Source organism: Nocardia sp. NBC_00565 (assembly GCF_036345915.1).
Taxonomy (GTDB): Bacteria; Actinomycetota; Actinomycetes; order Mycobacteriales; family Mycobacteriaceae; genus Nocardia.
In genome coordinates, this window is record NZ_CP107785.1 from 4,484,221 (window position 1) to 4,500,547 (window position 16,327).

Below are 16,327 nucleotides of genomic sequence, written 5' to 3' on the forward strand. Positions count from 1 at the left end.
TTCAATCCCAATCTCGTTCATGCCATCGCCCCATCGCTGCGAGGGTCTGCCGGACGCGACCGGCGACCCGCAGGGGCGTGGCCGCCGACGTGCTCGAGGTAGTAGCCGAGCAACTCCTCGCGGTGCTCGCCGGGCCGGTCCAGGAACAAGATGTCGTGGGTCATCAACGCGCGCACCGCAAACATCGGCACCGGCGACTGCATCACCGTGAATTCTGGATTACGCACGCTGCCAACCGAACTGGCCTTGTGGAACTCACCCAGCATCAATCCGCGACGCACGAAACCGGCCCGCACTCGCGCGTGGCCGCCGTCGATAAACTTCGCCGCATCGCCCGGGTCGACATCCGGGAAGACCGCCAGTAGCGCCCCGCGCCGGAACGACTCGGGCTCATCGAACAGTTCGAAGTACGCCTCGGCCAGATGTGGGACGGTCTCGACCGCCTCCTCCAGCGTCGCATCGGCTGTTCGGACAGCGACTAGCCAAACCGTGTTCTGGTCGATCGCCGGTGCCAGGCGCGGACATACGGCCCCGGCGCAAGCGTGGATCCGGCTTGAGCACGAAATCTCCGATCCATCCGAGTGCTGCCCGGTACTGCGGGAACTGGCCGAAAAGCTTGTACGCGTTCGCGATATCGGTGAGCGAGCCTGGAGCGAATGGGGCGTATTCGACGATGCTCACCGGTCCACGCTCCCGAACGGCCGACCGGTCACCGAGTAGGAGGAAACCCCGTCTGGGCCGACAGGGATGTCGCCGACGATGGTGACACGGTGCAGGATCCGTGATCCGTCGGCGGCGTCCACATCCGCCGCGGCGATATGCGCGGTCGACCGGTTGTCCCAGAACGCAACAGTGCCCGGCGCCCACCGCAACCGAACGGTGTACTCGGGTCGGGTGATCTGCTCGTAGAGCAGATCGAGCAGCCGGCGGCTCTCGACGCGGCTCATGCCGAGGATGTGGCTGGTCCGCGACGGGGACACGAACAGCACTTTTTCGTCGGTCTCCGAGTGCACGCGAACGACCGGGTGAACCGAGACCATCGCCTTCGCGTTGACCATCTCGAGGATCGAGCGATCCACCTCGTCGTGCTCAGACATCTGATAGCCCGCCCAGAACGTGTGCTCGGCGCGCAAATCATCGACCAAGCGCCGCAGCGGTCCCGACAACCCCTCATACGCTGCGGCCAGGTTCGTCCACTGGGTGTCGCCCCCGAAGGCCGGGGCGGTCTCCGCGCGCAGGATCGATGCCATCGGCGGGTTGATGGCATGGGTCATGTCGGTGTGCCACCCACCGATCGCCGACATCCACCGGCTGCGGTAGTGCGCCTCGATGTCGCGGCCATACCGTGCGATGTCGATCGTGGGAGAGATCGTGCAGATCTCTGGGAACTCGTCCAGATCACCGCCGCTCTGCGGCCGCGGCCGTAGGGTCAGCTCACCGAATTGCCTTCCGAAAGCGATGTGTTCGGCGTGGCCGATCTTCTGGCCGTGGAAGAACACCACCTTGTGTTGGAGCAGCGCATCGCGAATCTCGGTGACGGTTTCAGCATCGAGGGGCGCCGACAGATCGACACCGTCGATGTCAGCACCGATGTGACCGGCCACCCGGGTCACGCTGATGCGCTGATAGACGTTCTGGCTCATGGGGCACCCTCCGTGTTCGACCGACGCGTCCGCGCCGCGCGCTGCTGTGACCGAGCACTTCGAGAACACCGCGAACGCCCCAGCGCCAACAGTGGTGCACTTGGTGCAATCAGGTGCAATTGGTGCAATCTGGCGGGGCTCCTGCACTAAAGTCGCGCCCATCACACCGCCGATAAGCTGGGGATCAGGAGGCGAGGCGCGGTGAGCGAGTCACAGCTAGCAGCGTCACTCGGGGAGCTGGGATGGCGGCCGGAAACCCTTGCCCACAGGCTTGTCGAGTACGCCGCATTGCACGGGCGTCGTGACCACCTCCACGAGAAAACGCCCTACAAATGGCTGAATGGGCACCGCCCCCGACCGCCCTGGCCGGAGCTGATCGCCGCCCTCCTCACCGCCGAACTCTCCAAGCCCATCAGCCCTACGACCCTCGGCTGGCCGCCTGTCGGCAAGAACGATCAGCAACCGTTGCTGCGCGCGGACAACGGACTGCAACTACCGTGGACAGCTGAGGGAGCCACGCGCGCGATGCGGGCAGTTACGGAGGCTGATCCCATGGAACGGCGGATATTTCTGACCGCGATGGGGGCCGCAATGAGCGCCCCCGCTCACCAATGGCTGTTAGCCGACCCGATCCCCCACCTCACCCGCACAGGAAAATCGCGCCGAGTCCACTCCGGCACCGTCGACGAACTCGACCTCATGGCTGCCAGCCTGCGGCGGCTCGACGACGGCGGCGGGGGCGGAGCACTGCTGCAGATGGTCCGCGCGCACCTGCGCCAGGTAGTGAGACTGCTCGAACACGGCAACTACACCGACACCGTCGGGCGACGGCTGCACAGCAACGCAGGCGAACTGCTGCGCCTAGCAGGCTGGCTCAGTTTCGATGGCGGCCAACACCCCCGTGCCCAGCGCTACTGGATGGCCGCACTGCACGCCGCACACACTGCGGGCGACCAAGCATTGGCCGCCAACACCATCGGATTTATGAGCTGCCAGGCCAAAGACATCAGACAACCACACGAAGCAGTCACCCTGGCGGAATCCGCCAGGACGGGGTACCGCGGCGCAAGCCCCCGCGTCTCAGCCATCCTCAACCTGCGCGCAGCGGAAGCGTATGCCACCAGTGGCTCAACAGTCAGCTGCCGACGGGCCATCGACGACGCCTTCACCAACCTCGATTCCCCGACGACCACCGCACCGGACTGGAGCTACTGGCTCAACCCCGGCCACGCCCACGGACAAGCTGGCTACTGCTACCTGCAACTTGGGCAGTATTCCGACGCCCGTCGGCACTTCCGCCAGGCATTACGCCTCCAGGATCCGACCGCTGCACGCGAAGGGGCATTGCGCTACACACTGCTGGCCACCACTTACGTGCGCCAAAACGATCCCGACCTCGACCAGGCCCTTGCTCTCGCTGGCCACGCCGTCGATATCCTCACCGATGACGTCACCTCCAGCCGCTGCGTCGGGCACCTGAACACCCTCCTGCGCGATCTCACCCCACACCAGCGCCGACCCGCTGTCCGGCAGCTCGCCGAGCAAGTGCAATCACTTCAATCGGCGATGTCCACCAGTTGACAACTCACAGCCAGCACACTCCTGCCGGATCTCGCGCTCATCAACCACATCGAACCGCTCTACCAGGAAACGTCGAGCGGACTGGGCACACACTGGCCCCGAGCCGGAGATTGCGCGAACTCTCCGCGGACGGTGCGCTGCATGTCACTGCCGCCTGCGGCGAGGTTTACTACAGGGCCTGGAGGGTCTCCGCCGTCGTCGAGCCCCAACACCTGCTCGCGCAGCTGCGTGAGCAAGGCTTACTGCTGTCCGTTGTGGCGGAGCGCGTGCTGCGGTTCATTCCGCCGCTCAATCTGACCGCCTGAGTGCCCAAGTCACCCAATAACCAGTAAGGGATGAATACGCCTGTGAAGATCGTCATTGTTGGTCCCGGAGGCCGTGAGCACGCCATCGCCAAGGCATGCCATCTCCCGCAGCTCCGCGTGGCCCGGTAGCCTGCACCACCGTGAAGCGCCTGGTGATCATCGGTTGCGGTGGATCGGGGAAAACGCTCCTGGCCAACCAGCTCGCTGCCCTCTACGAACTGCCCTTGACCCACCTGGACGCCGTCTACTACGACGCCGAATGGAACCCGTTGCCCACCGAGGAATTCGAGGCCGAGCAGCGCCGTCTCGTCGCCGAGCAGCGATGGCTGATCGAAGGCAACTATGCAGGCACATTGCCGATCCGACTGGCTCGCGCCGAAACCGTGATCTTTTTGGACTTGCCCCCGATCACATGCTTGTACGGGATCGCGCAGCGACGCTGGCGCTATCGCGGCGGCCAACACGGCGACGGCGTCTATGACCACATCACCTGGAACTTCATCAAATACATCTGGGGCTACCGCAAGACGATGCGCCCCAAGGTCCAGGGCCTGCTCGCCGAGCACGGCGGCAACGCCCACCTGCACATGCTGACCAGCCGCCGCCAAGCCGCGCGCTACGTCCGCGCGCTGCAAGCCGAGCAGTCCACCCGCACCTGAACCAACCGACAGCGAGGCGATACGCCCATGTCCGCCAATCCATTTACTGATTCCCGGTTGGTCGCCGAGCACCTCTACACATCGCCCGCGTGGCTCGACGCAGCGGCACGTTGCACGCTGCAAAGATCGGGGGCGAAGACGCGACCGTCACCATCGTCGATCTGGCCGCCCGCAACGCCGTCGTCACGCCGGTCGTGTGCGACATCGGTTGCGGGCGCGGCACGACCACTCTGCGATTGGCCACCCACCTGGAACCCGCCCGCCTGATCGCCCTCGACCAGTCCCAGCCACTGCTGAACACCGTGACCCAACGCGTCCACGCCGCCGGACACACCGTCGAGACCACTGCGCGGACTTCCATCACCTGCCACTGCCCGAAGCCACCGTAGATATCGCTGTCGCAGCGTTCTGCCTCTACCACTCCCCCGCATCCTCAGGTTGCAGTCGGTGAGATCGCGCGGTGCCTGCCCCGCGGCGGGCGCGCGGTCCTGGCCACCAAATCGGCGAACACCGTCACCGCGCCGGTTCCGGCCGGGCCGGTGACCTCCACCGGGAACGTGGTCGCATGCAGAACCTCCATCGCCCAGAAATCCTTCCCACTCGTGCAAGCCCTTGCCGTGCTTGAGGGCGTGGTCGATCGCGCGCCGATGCTTGGCGGTCTGGGTACAGATCAGACAACGGTTTCGAACGCTGACCAGGTCGATCAGGGAAGTGATTCTCCCTCGGATTACCTACGCGATAGCTGCTCCAACGCTCCGCTTGGCACATCCGTCGCGACCAATCCCTACTTATGCCGCCCATGCGCTCGTATCGGGGCGATACCCTTGAGCAGGGAGGACTGGCGGAAAGGAAATAATGTGGGGCAACTACGACATAGGCCGCATCACGCATAGCCGCCATGTGATCGCCCAGGGCTGATCTCCAAGCTGCCGATGTACGAGCCGGTCGATCTGGTCGATTCAGCTGAACGAACCCGCACAGCGCTCGCCACTGTCGTGGCACTGTTTTCAGAGGCTTGGGCGTCCGGGTCCCCACCAGACCTGTCAGCGTACCTCCCCCGTGAACCGGCTCAGCGGCGCACGATACTGATCGAACTGATCAAAATCGATCTCGAATACCGTTGGCTTCGTCATCACTTTCCCAAACGACTGATCGAATACCGTGCGGAATTTGCGGAGCTGGAAGATGGTCCGCTTCCAGCCGATCTGGTCTACGAGGAATTCCACGCCATGCGCCGTGGACACGCCGCCGATGCCGCTACCACGCTCGGTGATGTCACCGCCATAGAGGTCAGCTCCGAGCTCGCCCGAGTCACGAGCGATTACCGCAGCACGATGATTGCTCGCCCAAGTGCCCAAGTGGTTCTCGACGCCATTGATGTCGGCGACCGTATCGACGATTTCGACCTTCTGATGAGGATCGGGTCCGGCGCCTTCGCCCAGGTGTATCTGGCTCGGCAACAATCGATGCAGCGACTGGTCGCGGTCAAGATTTCCCACAACCACGGCATCGAGCCGCAGACCCTCGCGCAATTGGACCACGAGTACATCGTGCGCGTCTTCGACCAGCGACTCATCGCTGATGGCGAGCTGAAGCTGCTCTATATGCAGTACCTACCGGGGGGAACGCTGCTCGATGTGCTGCACTTGCTGCGCTCGACGCCTCCGGAATACCGCAGTGGACAACTGCTGCTCGATGCCATCGACGAGGTACTTGCCGATAAGGGCGAGGTTCGGCCCACGGAATCAGCGGTTCGGACACAGCTCGCCGCACTGTCGTGGCCGGAGACCGTTGCCTGGCTGGGCCGCCGACTCGCGGACGCGCTGCAGCACGCGTCGGACCGAGGGGTATTGCATCGAGACATCAAACCCGCGAACGTGCTGCTGAGCGCCGAGGGAATCCCGAAACTGGCCGATTTCAATGTCAGCTTCAGCAAAGGCATCAGGGGGACAAGTCCCTTGGCGTACTTCGGCGGATCACTGGCGTACATGTCGCCCGAACAGCTCGAAGCCTGCCATCCGGACTTCACGGCGACCGCCGCCGACCTTGATACTCGAAGCGACATCTACGCGCTGGCTGTCATGCTGTGGGAGTTGCTCACGGGACATCGACCATTCGCGGACGAAACCTCCGCCGGCGAGTCGGAGACATCGCTGGCCCGTATGCTCGAACTGCGGCGCAGCCCCGTCGAGCCGAAGGTCTTGTCGGAGCTTCCGCCGGATTGCCCCATGGCCCTGCGTCGAGTGCTGCTGAAGTGTCTGTCGCCCGACCGCGAAGACCGCTACTCGTGTGGTTCGGAATTGGCCCAGCAGCTCGACTTGTGCCTCGAGGACAGGGCCCGTGACCTGGTCTACCCGCCGCCGAACAGTTGGCGGGCACGACTTTCGCGCTGGCCCACCCTCATCCTGTGGTCATCTTCGCTGGTCGGCCTCGACCTAGCTCATATCTACGGGGCCGTGCACATGCGGGAACTGCTCGCCGACCGCCTGACCGATGCCACCATCTTGCAGCTCGTCGGGGGCGTCATCGTTTTCGAGCTCTGTGCCTTTCCCTTGTCCGTCCTCGTCTACTTGTATATATCGCGTGATTTGCTCGCGGTTCCGCGCGGCTTGCGCGCGGGCAGACGCTACGACGAGGTAATGCTTGCGCGGGTGCGGTCGCGAACACTGTTTTGGGGCGACCTGTGTGCGATGAACACTCTTCTGTTCGCGGTTTTCGGAACCGCGGCGGGGGTGATGCTCCTTGTCTGGTTTACCGACCTCCCGGCGCGGCTGATGGTCCATGCGGCAACGACTGTTCTGGTGACGGGCATCATCTCCGTTGCTTATACGTTCTTCCTTTCCACGTTCTACGTCGTCCGCTGTGTCTATCCCATCTATCTGCGCCACGGCCGCACGACGGCGGACGATTTCGCCTATCTGCGTGCGCTGCGTCGCAGAACTATGGTCTATCTCGCGGTGACGGCGTCGGTGCCGCTGGTCGGGGTGCTGGCCGGATTCACCACCCTCGACCTCGAGGAGGTTCCGCTCGTACGCGCTTCGGTTCTTGGGTTGTGCGCGGCCTCCGGGCTCGCGTTCGTCGCCGTTTATTGGTTGTACAGGAAGCTGGATGCAGACCTGCGCGCACTCGAGCGGGTGGTCTAGCAAATCAGCCGCGCCCTGCCCGCTGCTTCCTGCGCCGCATCCTCCACACCCCATCGGCAGGAACTTACGTTATCCAGGATTCGCCTCGCACCTCATGATCGTCGAGCCAATGCGAATCTCGACTCCGTCCTGTAGCACCTCATCATGGTTCACCCGCAGTCCGTTGAGAAAAACGCCGTTGGTCGATTCCAGATCCCGCAGCACCAGTCCGTTGCGACCGGGTGCAATCTCGGCGTGGTAGCGGCTCACCTTGGCGTCGTCGAGCGACAGGTCGTTGTCCGACATGCGGCCGATCCGAATGCCGGCAAGTGGCACATCGAGAACCCGACTGTCGGATAGGTGCAGTCGGCAGCGTTTCATCTTCGCGGGCGGCTCGGCGGCTGTCGTGGTCATCATGAGGCCGGCTTTTTCGGCGTGGCGTTCCCTCCTCTGTCCGATCGTCTCCTGGCGCAGCACTTGTCGTTCGAGCTGAGCCAGCTCCGGGCTCGGGTCGATGCCGAGCTGCTCGGAGAGAATTGCTCGTAGCTTGCGGCATTCCTCGAGCGCGTCGGCCTGCCGCCCCGACAGGTACAACGCGGTGATCAGCTGACCCCACAGCGGCTCGCGTAGCGGCTGATCGCTGATGAGCGACCGTAGCTCGCCAATGACGGCAGATGCCTTACCGCAGGCGATGTCGGCCTCGATCCGCGCCGACGCAGCCTGCCACCGCTCCTCATCGAGCGCGGTCGCGAACTCGTCGGCGAAGGATAAGCCGCGCAGATCCGCCAGGGCTTCCCCCTTCCACTCGCTGAGCGCCGACCGGTAAAGGCCCGCCGCGGCGGCCGGACTGGCTGCGCGGTCGCCCGCGGCTCGCGCCATCTCGAACCGCCCAACATCGCACTGCTCCTCGGTGATGTCGAGTAGGTACCCCGGGGGAACAGTCTGCAGAATTCGCTCGGCCGAGATCTTCTCCGCTCGCAGCGCTTTGCGGAGATTCGATATAGAAACCTGCAGACTCGCCCCATACGTTATTGGTGGGCTTCCCTCCCACACGGCATCGGCCAGAGCAGTCGACGAGACTGCCCGGCGTCGGTGCACCACCAACGCCGCAAGGATCGCGCGCGACTTACGCCCCCCGATCGACAACGATCGGTTGTTGACGAGCAACTGCACCGGGCCGAGCACGCGCACGTCCACGATTTGGACACTACTCCACGCAAACGGGGCCGAGCCCCGTATCTTTCTTGACCGAACAAGCGAAGTGGCCTTCACCCCCTATTACGCGAGGACGAAGGCCACTGTCGGCCAATCTCAGTATTTCGAATTGAGTGCGAGTTTTACGCTGTTGCTCGAATTGTCGAGAACAACGCCCCGCAGTCACCCATTTAGTGCGTTGCCGCCTCAGCCGCCGTTTCCGTTGGGTGCCGGTGCGGGCCCGGGATTTGGTGCAGGAGCCGGAACGGGCTCAGGTTGGGGCTGCGGAACGGGCTTCGGCTCAGGTTGGGGCTTGCCGCCGCCGTTGCCTGGGTCGACCTTGCCGGTGCCGGTGCCGGTGCCCGTGCCGGTACCTGTGCCCGTGCCCGTGCCCGTGCCGGTGCCGGTGCCGGTGCCGGTGCCGGTGCCGGTACCTGTGCCCGTGCCCGTGCCCGTGCCCGTGCCGGTGCCCGTGTCTGGCTTTTCCGGGGTGCCCGTGCCTGGCTTTTCCGGGGTGCCCGTGCCTGGCTTTTCCGGGGTGCCCGTGCCTGGCTTTTCCGGGGTGCCCGTGCACGAGTTATCCGGCGTACCCGGCTGCGGCGCGGGAACAGGTACAGGATTCGGTAGCTGCTGCGGGACGGGCCTCGGAATCGGTGCTGGAGCCGTGATCACCGCGCGATTGAACTCGAGCCGTTGCAGATCCTGAGGGAAAGCACTGAATCGTCCGATGCCGTTCTGCCCGAACAGATCACAGTTCGACGGCATGCTGTCCCGGAACGCTGTTCCGTTCACCAGAGTGACTTTCAGCGACGCCGTGCCATCCTGGACGGACTTGTCGTCGGAGCCGAGAACGTCGATGCTCCGTACCTTTTCGAACGGCAGCTCCTGGCCGCTGGACAACGGAATCGATAAGCCTGCAATGGTGCAGTACCGAACGGAGTCGGGCTGGACCGACGTTGTCGCGCCGTTGCGTTCGGTGAAGGTTGCGGTGGCGTCGGTCGAGGATTGGACCGGCTGGGCGGATGCGTTGCCTATGCCGGACGCAGCAAGGACCGTGGCGATACCGGCGGCATAGGCCACGCGGCGAACTGTCTCGATTCTGAACTTGGTCATGGGGTTCCTTTCTTCGATTGCCTCTTATCGGCTTGTCGAAAAAGGTTCGCAAGCTCCGCTAATCGCCCCCTTACCGCTGACCAACCGGTTTGTGCGCCGGACTTGCCCGCCGCCTAACTCTCCGCCTGTCCGCCGCGACGGCCACTACACGGTCATCGCCGCGACCACGGTTCCCGCCGACCACCGCGCGCCGCTGCTATTTCCCGGGCGATCGGGCCGAAAGCCACTCGGCTTCAGCGAGCGGATGCTCTCCCACGGCATCACCGCCCGCTGCGGCCGCAACACCGCCATGCTCAATCTCGCCGCAGACCTACCCGCCCGCGTTCTGGCCGACCTGCTGGGCATCCACACTGGCACCGCTGTCCGATGGACCCGCCAGGCCACCCGCGACTGGACCGACTACATCGCCCAGCGCCGCACCGACCTGGACGCCACCGAATAGAGCAAAGCGCGAGGCAGGCACCGCACCTGTATTGAAAATCAAACATGCGCTCAAATAACCCGGATTACGGCCGCACGCTGCGCCTGACATCAACGACGCCACCGAGGACTGGATGTGATACTCGGCACATATCACCCGCTACGCATCCGCGCCCCTGCTGCCACCCGAGGGGGAAATGCGCTGGTTGCGACCACTCCGAGTCGCCGCCCGCTGATCGTCCGACGTATTGACAATACCCCCGAGACGGGGTAATGTGCGATGAAAGCCTAAATCAAGGCTGGATTTGTTGTGTCTATCACATATCCTGTGAGTGATTCTTAGCAACTCACGAACAGGAAAATCATGCCGGTCAACGTAATCAGCGCGCTGCTCATCACCGTGGTCGTACTGGTGGGGATCATTGTCGCGGGAGTCACAGCGATGCTGTCGAAAATCAGCGGCGCACCTGTCGCGCGCGCGGTCCGCGATGGTGGTGTCGCTTTCGCTGGCACGGTGACGCTGGCGTTACTGCTGATGACCAGCCTGCACGACTTGTGATCTCGTACCAGGCCCCGCAGTGACGGCAACTACGGAGCGTAGCCGACCTCGGTTCAATGCTGCGCGGTCACCGACTGGACCGGCAGAGGGCGGCGATCGTCGGTTGGAAGGGGCCGAACCGGTCACCGGGTCGCGCGGTGCGTCATCTGCGAAACCAGAGTCTGGACCCCGCCGCTCGACGACCCGGTCTCGCCTGCGAGACCCGGGAACGGCGCGCGCCGCTGGCCGCCGAACACGACCTTCCGACCGGGGCCCCGATGCCGATCAGAATGCTCCGGGTCATCTCGATCAACCCCGGAGAATTCCGCACGGTTGGATTAGGTGCCTATTGCCAGTTAAGTGCGCCGCGATCCACTATCGGCCGCCGCTCGACCAGCCACAATGCGAGTGTCAGCGTCGGTCCCGGCGAAAGCAGTTGGACGAGAGCCCGATTTGATGCATCAGATGCAACTCGACTCGTCCGCCGGGACGATCCGAATCGCGCGCTCAGCGGCATTACAGGATATCGGCGATGCACAGAACCAGTTGATCTCGCTCACCCACTGGTTCTGGCCACCGATAAGGGTGTCAAGGGCCCACGTCGCGGTCGGCAAGCCCTTCAGAACGGGGCCGCAATTTCGTCTGCCTTGAGGTTGGCTCCGCCAGCACCGTTCTCGACGAGGCGGTCGATTATGTCGAGACAACGGTCAATCACTGTCTCCAATGATGCCGCGTTGTAGGTCGCCAGGACGATATTGGTGACTTCGTAGGCTTCTGCAGCGGCGTGTGTGCTGATGTCACCCGAGTCGGCGCTCGAGTGCTCGAGCCAGTCCTCGCACAGCGCAACAACACTGTCCGGTAGCTCCCCCAATCGGCGGCTGAGCCCGTCGAGCACCAACGCGGGTGACTCGTTGAACATTTTCGTTCCCCGGATCTTTTCGAGCAGGTCGGTGTAGGCCGACAGTGGGCCCTCCATGTATTGGACCACCGCCGTTGTATTGTCGCGCACCTCTTTCGACTCGTCGTTCATCAACCTGAGTAGCAGTCCTTGGCCGGGAAATGTATCTGGCTCGTCGGCGTCGTAGGGCGGCAGGCTGCTCACCAACTGGGTTAGGAAGTCGGCTACGGCGGCTCGGACATCGGTCTCGGACAGGAATTCTTCGAGCAGGTCGCGGTCGAACCCTGGCAGTTCGACGTTGTCGACGGCAAGCATCGTGGCGATCCGGGCTGCGTTGGCGCGTGCGTGGGCGGCCGGTGATGCCGCCATTTTCCGCAGGAAGGCCGCCGTCGACGCTGGATATTGCTCTCTCATCAGCCACATTAACTCGGAAAGTCGAGGGGCTTCGAAAACGGCGGAAGTTGCTGCGGCAAGCCAGCTCCCGGCTAGCGCGACAACGAGTTCAGGCGCTTCCGACCATGTTATCGCCAGCGCTTGCGGCACGAGTATCCGTACGGCTTCGGACGGGTCTGTTGTTACTTGTTCCAGAAGTGGTCTGACAATAGCCAGCCGCTCGACGCGCGTAGCTGATGGAGCGAGCAGCGCGGCAACGGTATTGAGCGCGACACCCCGCGGCTGACTGTAGGCCTGACCGACGAGGTGATCGTGCCAGACCTCGCCGTCTGTCGGGTTACGGCCGAGATCGCATATCTGGGTCGGGACCAAGACGACGTCCTCGGGCAGGTCTGGTTGGTCTGCGAGACGATGAATACACCTCGCGATCGCCATGTCGAGATCTGGATCGTGTGGTCTGCCGAACGTATTGCGGATTGCATCGTAAATTCGGACGAGGTTCGCCCCCTGCCGGAGCTCGTCGGTCTGTGGACGGGTTTCCAGTGCCGCTGTGATACCGGTCAGGACGGCCATTGTCGCCGTCGCGGGCGCGGATGCCGGGAAGTCGATCAGCAGACGAGCGAACCGGGCCGGATCTTGTTCTGTCGCAGCACGTAGCCCACGCCTCCACGCGTCCGATTGCTTCTCGTCGGTCGCGGCGTCCGGCCAGTCCGCTACCGCAGCCAGCCAATCCACGTCATCGAGGTCGGTAGGAATCGAGACCTCGGTCCGCTCGAAGAAATTGACATTGAACAGCGGCACGGGTTCGTTCACCGCCTCACCCAGGACCGCGTCGAGCGCGTCCAACCGATTACAAAGTACCTCCGGCATCTGATCGCCGGTCTCGCGGCGCAGCAGCGACAGCACGACATGCTCTTCGTCAGTCAGCCACGTTTCTGTATCGACCGCTGTCGCGTCACTGTGATCGTCTTGAATGCCGTATACAGCGGCCACGAGGGCGAATGCGCGGACACGTTGCTCGTCGCTGCCAGCGGCGGCAACCCGCCCGACCACCGACCCCCATGCCCATCCAGGTGTGTCTCCTCCGGGGAGACCGCGCACGCGCGGATCGGCGATCCATCTCGCGGCGTCATCGATGAGGGTGCCGGTGGCGTTGCTGTATGCGACAGCCAGTAGCCGGTGCGCCGCGAAGGTGTCCGAGTCGGCGAAGCGATCCAGAATCGGTGCCAGCAGATCTGGATTGCTGGACGCCGTGGCAGCGACCGCGGTTCGGATAGCGTCGTCAGTTTGGCTTTCCAGCGAATCCGCTGTGGCGAACAGCCGTACATCCTGTCGTAGACCTTCTGCCGGGTCGATGATGGACTCGGTGGGTGTCCAGCCGGGCCCGGTGCCGATGCGACGGTAGTCATCGAGCACGAAGTCCGACAGCTGTTGTACGTAGTGCAATGGTGTTTGCTCGGCACACTTTCGCAAGTTCGGGCCGTTGCGCCGGTAACTGGCCAGTGGGCCATAGTCGAAGACCGACTGCTGTAAGCCGCGGTGGTCGCCGATGCGCCGTGCCGCGTCGAGCCAGACCGTGACCGCGTCGGCAGCGACGGCCGGGAATCTGTCGATGAAGTTGTCGACGGCGTGCACGGCGCCGGAGTTCGGCAGCAATTGATCGAGTGCGGCCTCTGAGTCGGCGGGTTGCCCGATCGACCTGTCTCCATCGGACTCACGAGCGCAGATAGCCGAGATCACGCCTCGAAACAATTGCAGGAGATCGTTCCCAGTGCCTGTTCCGCCTTCGAAGCCGGCGAGATGGGTGAGGCGGATCAACGCACCGATCCACTCGTCGACCTGATCGGTCTGTTGCACGATCGGCAGGGCGGCTTGTGCCGCGCGATCCGGGCTAAACCGCGCGGCCGCGACCACCAGGTACAGCAACTCCTGCTGGGAGAGGCTCTGGAGGGCTGCGCGAACTCGGTCGTCGCCCGGTCGGTTCGTTCCGCAGTAGGTCTCGGTTACGATATCGAGCATGCCCTGGTCGGCCATGGCTTCTGCGAACGGTTTGGTTGTGAGGGTCCGGATCACCTGATTGCGCATCGGGTCTGTCTCGTCGGCCGCGATGGACAGGAGGAGTTCGATTTCCTCAACGTCCACCTCGTTTTGCGTGCCGAGGAGAGAAAGTACGGCACCGCGAATGTGAGAACGATTGCTACGCGCCAGGACTCGGGCCAAATCTTCGCGATATCTCGGAGGATCGTCACGTTCGAGCGTGAGAATCGCGCGTACAAGACCGCGCCGAGCGAGCAGCTGCGTACCTTCGGACAGTACGTCCGCAGCGTTCCGTCCAGCATTGAGGACGGTCAGTGCCACGAGGTATTCGTAGTAGGTCTCGTGGAAGAACCGTATCCGTCCCTGATCACGGACGAGTACTCCGTGATGGATCAGTGTATCAACCGAGTCACGGACGGGAGTCAGTCGATTCAGCGGCAGCGACAGAACACCTTCTTCATGCATTCTCGCCGCGATATCCAAAGTGATTTCAGCGAATCCATTGTTGCCCAGCTTCTCTCGGCATCTGTCGGCTTTCCACTGGTGGTAGCGGTCGAGCAGATTCATCCGAGACCGCGTCGCCATCAGTGAGTCCCGGTCGCTCTCGGAGCTATCTTCGAAGATCTTGATGAACAGCCCCAGGTTCAGGGGGCTTCGGAGCAGCTCCACTAGCTTCGGCGCGGCAGAGAAGGCGTCGAGTCCGATTCGATGGAGAGCCGAATTAACTTCTGCCACAGTAAGCTCCGACAGTTCGAACTGTCGTGGTTGTTCGGCCTCGCCAGATCCATCCATTCCGACCAACCGGCGCAAGTCAGCGTCGAACGTCAGATCCTCAGTTCGGCAGGCCATTATCAGCGTCAGATCACCACTGGCACGCAAGTTTTCGAGCATGTCAGCGACTGCCCACCGAACCTTGTCGCCCCGGCCGGACAGCCTCGACATCGTGTCGACCTGGTCGACAACGAGGACGCCAACCCTGTCCGCTTTCGCGCGTGAGACAACAGCGACCGGTGAGCCACCGAACCCGATGCCCTCTTGTCTGCCCAGCGCCTCAGCAGTCGAGACAGGGGCCGCGTCGTCCAACCGCAGAACGCCCACAACCACGCCCCCGTCGCGAAGGCCGGACACGACTTGCGCCAACACATTGGACTTTCCACTGCCTGGCGTACCGGTCAGCATGATCGCCGACGGGCGGTCAGCGCCGGTCACGACTTCGATGATCTCGGCGGCCTGCCTGCGCGGGATTTCGGCCAGCGAATGCGGCCGCTCCAACTCAGCGTGACGGATATAAGTATCGGCAAGTCCGGACAGTCGCCCCGCGAGATCGATCGGGTCCCCACCTCGCGGCCCATGCCCCGCCGCCTTCAACAGATCCCATAAAGCTACCGAATCCAATTCGACAGGTGCTGCATCCTTCAGACTCTGCCACAGTACCGACACCGCCACACCGGCGTCGCCTTCCATCACGTAGGGCAGCAGCTCCAATGTGAATCGTTTCAAAGCCTCGTGCCCGACGACGTTGAAGGACATCAGGCGGAGCCGCTCATGCAGCGCATCCTCGTCGAGGCCCCATTCGAGAAGCAGTTCGTCGAATGCCGGTCGCTCCTTCTTCTTGTTCAGGTCGCGAAGAAACTCGTCTCCAGCGACACGTTTTGCCTTCTCCGTTAAACTTCCCAGCACGGACATCTGCTCAGAGACGAAAACAGCACGCCATCCACGGTCGGTCATTCCCCGAAGCCCGGTCAGGAAGCCGACACTCCGCAATGCACCAAGAGTCCATGTTGTGCCATGGGACCGTTTGCATTGATGCCCCTCGATAGGTCCATCCACGGCAGGGCCGAACAGTTTGAATTCGATCGAGTCTTCGCCGGGGGGCTCTACACGCAATGTCGAGAAGGTGCTGTTGAGAACCGGTAGGACACCGCGCAGGACGGTCCAATAGCCCTCGTAGATATCGGCTAGTTTTGCTCCCAGTCCGCCGCCCGCAGTCGTGGCTCCTGCGACCGCCGAGGCATCAGCTCCCGACGAAAGGGAGCTGGCTGTGTCCGCGTCATTGCCCGTCAAATGCTCACGCCTCTCCGGCATTCCACAACTCTGCACGTACTCTGACAACACCTCACGGTCGACTCGCCACCACGGGCGAACACGCATACTAGTCAACTGTCGTGGGTCGGAACCACGCAATCGGCTACCGGACCGACCCCGGCCAACGCGACGCCCTGAACACGCTGATGGACCTGTTGAGTGGCTATCCCTTGTCGTTGAAAGTACTGCTGCCGACACTGACGTCCACACCACCCGGATGTGGGGAAGTTCGGTGGTGGTGGCGGTGGCATGGACCTGGTCGGATTGATCGCCGCCCTCCGGAGTTCATAACGAATATCCGGTAATCGGCTACTTAAGACTGGTGGTAGGGCTCGATCC

14 protein-coding genes are annotated in these 16,327 nt (G+C 63.3%); 7 read left to right on the forward strand and 7 right to left on the reverse strand.

Annotated elements, in window-relative coordinates:
* Window positions 1-17 precede the first annotated feature (17 nt).
* Window positions 18-635, reverse strand: coding sequence for a DUF6875 domain-containing protein (locus OG874_RS21505; RefSeq protein ID WP_330257367.1), 618 nt, complete (start codon window positions 633-635; stop codon window positions 18-20).
* Window positions 636-677: 42 nt separating this feature from the next.
* Window positions 678-1,643 (reverse strand): TauD/TfdA dioxygenase family protein, encoded by a 966-nt coding sequence (locus tag OG874_RS21510; protein ID WP_330256910.1) that lies wholly within the window; start codon window positions 1,641-1,643, stop codon window positions 678-680.
* A gap of 201 nt (window positions 1,644-1,844) precedes the next feature.
* Between OG874_RS21510 and OG874_RS21515 the strand changes: the two genes are divergently transcribed.
* The 4 genes from OG874_RS21515 to OG874_RS21530 all read left to right on the forward strand — a co-directional run bounded on the left by OG874_RS21515 (window position 1,845) and on the right by OG874_RS21530 (window position 4,577).
* Window positions 1,845-3,224 (forward strand): tetratricopeptide repeat protein, encoded by a 1,380-nt coding sequence (locus tag OG874_RS21515; RefSeq protein ID WP_330256911.1) that lies wholly within the window; start codon window positions 1,845-1,847, stop codon window positions 3,222-3,224.
* A 110-nt stretch (window positions 3,225-3,334) separates the two neighbouring features.
* Window positions 3,335-3,529 (forward strand): hypothetical protein, encoded by a 195-nt coding sequence (locus tag OG874_RS21520; protein WP_330256912.1) that lies wholly within the window; start codon window positions 3,335-3,337, stop codon window positions 3,527-3,529.
* Window positions 3,530-3,669: 140 nt separating this feature from the next.
* On the forward strand, window positions 3,670-4,188 hold the full coding sequence (locus OG874_RS21525) for a hypothetical protein (RefSeq protein WP_330256913.1): 519 nt from the start codon (window positions 3,670-3,672) through the stop codon (window positions 4,186-4,188).
* An 89-nt stretch (window positions 4,189-4,277) separates the two neighbouring features.
* Complete coding sequence (locus tag OG874_RS21530) at window positions 4,278-4,577, forward strand: class I SAM-dependent methyltransferase (protein ID WP_330256914.1); 300 nt, start codon at window positions 4,278-4,280, stop codon at window positions 4,575-4,577.
* A 44-nt stretch (window positions 4,578-4,621) separates the two neighbouring features.
* Here the strand turns inward: OG874_RS21530 and OG874_RS21535 are convergent, their stop codons facing one another.
* Together OG874_RS21535 and OG874_RS21540 are read right to left on the reverse strand one after the other, a co-directional pair.
* Window positions 4,622-4,768 carry a hypothetical protein gene (locus OG874_RS21535; protein ID WP_330256915.1) on the reverse strand — a complete coding sequence of 49 codons (147 nt, stop codon included), beginning with the start codon at window positions 4,766-4,768 and terminating at the stop codon, window positions 4,622-4,624.
* Between the two features lie 463 nt (window positions 4,769-5,231).
* Window positions 5,232-5,729, reverse strand: coding sequence for a hypothetical protein (locus OG874_RS21540; protein ID WP_330257718.1), 498 nt, complete (start codon window positions 5,727-5,729; stop codon window positions 5,232-5,234).
* Here OG874_RS21540 and OG874_RS21545 point away from each other — a divergent pair.
* Window positions 5,655-7,331, forward strand: a complete 1,677-nt coding sequence (locus OG874_RS21545; RefSeq protein WP_330256916.1) for a serine/threonine-protein kinase — start codon at window positions 5,655-5,657, stop codon at window positions 7,329-7,331. The two genes, OG874_RS21540 and OG874_RS21545, sit on opposite strands and share 75 nt — an antisense overlap.
* Window positions 7,332-7,400: 69 nt before the next feature.
* On the opposite strand, the gene OG874_RS21550 is transcribed toward OG874_RS21545, so the two are convergent.
* Together OG874_RS21550 and OG874_RS21555 are read right to left on the reverse strand one after the other, a co-directional pair.
* Complete coding sequence (locus OG874_RS21550; RefSeq protein WP_330256917.1) at window positions 7,401-8,507, reverse strand: BTAD domain-containing putative transcriptional regulator; 1,107 nt, start codon at window positions 8,505-8,507, stop codon at window positions 7,401-7,403.
* 204 nt (window positions 8,508-8,711) lie between these two features.
* The gene (locus tag OG874_RS21555) at window positions 8,712-9,617 is read right to left on the reverse strand and encodes a hypothetical protein (RefSeq protein WP_330256918.1); all 906 of its coding nucleotides are present in this window, start codon (window positions 9,615-9,617) and stop codon (window positions 8,712-8,714) included.
* Window positions 9,618-9,708: 91 nt separating this feature from the next.
* On the opposite strand from OG874_RS21555, the gene OG874_RS21560 reads away from it, so the two are divergent.
* Together OG874_RS21560 and OG874_RS21565 are read left to right on the forward strand one after the other, a co-directional pair.
* Entirely contained in the window at window positions 9,709-10,059 is a 351-nt protein-coding gene (locus OG874_RS21560; RefSeq protein WP_330256919.1) for a hypothetical protein, read from the forward strand.
* Window positions 10,060-10,401: 342 nt separating this feature from the next.
* Window positions 10,402-10,596: a hypothetical protein gene (locus OG874_RS21565; RefSeq protein ID WP_330256920.1), complete on the forward strand. Its 195-nt coding sequence runs from the start codon at window positions 10,402-10,404 to the stop codon at window positions 10,594-10,596.
* Window positions 10,597-11,194: 598 nt separating this feature from the next.
* Here the strand turns inward: OG874_RS21565 and OG874_RS21570 are convergent.
* On the reverse strand, window positions 11,195-15,988 hold the full coding sequence (locus tag OG874_RS21570; RefSeq protein ID WP_330256921.1) for an ATP-binding protein: 4,794 nt from the start codon (window positions 15,986-15,988) through the stop codon (window positions 11,195-11,197).
* Window positions 15,989-16,327: the final 339 nt, after the last annotated feature.